Genomic DNA, 219 nt, shown 5'->3' on the forward strand with positions numbered 1-219 from the left:
CGCAAATACCCGGCGAACACACCGCACCCACCCAGCCGAAACCCATTGCCCCGCCACCCCTGCTGGACCCGTTCCTTATGCCCGAACAGGCCTGGGGTCTGACCCCCTGGGACAAGGCAGACTGCGCCCGGCAATTGTCGGCACTGGATAACCTGGGTTTGTTCACGCCACTCAGTGAGAAATTGACCCTCATGCTCCCGGGCAGCCTCGGCGGCGCCA

Annotated in this window: 1 pseudogene; it reads left to right on the forward strand. The window is 64.4% G+C overall.

The features are described from left to right. A pseudogene (locus A3709_RS24155) lies at nucleotides 1–219 on the forward strand (pyrroloquinoline quinone-dependent dehydrogenase); the annotation flags it as partial.

The sequence above is a fragment of the Halioglobus sp. HI00S01 genome, assembly GCF_001635445.1.
Classification (GTDB): domain Bacteria; phylum Pseudomonadota; class Gammaproteobacteria; order Pseudomonadales; family Halieaceae; genus Halioglobus; species Halioglobus japonicus.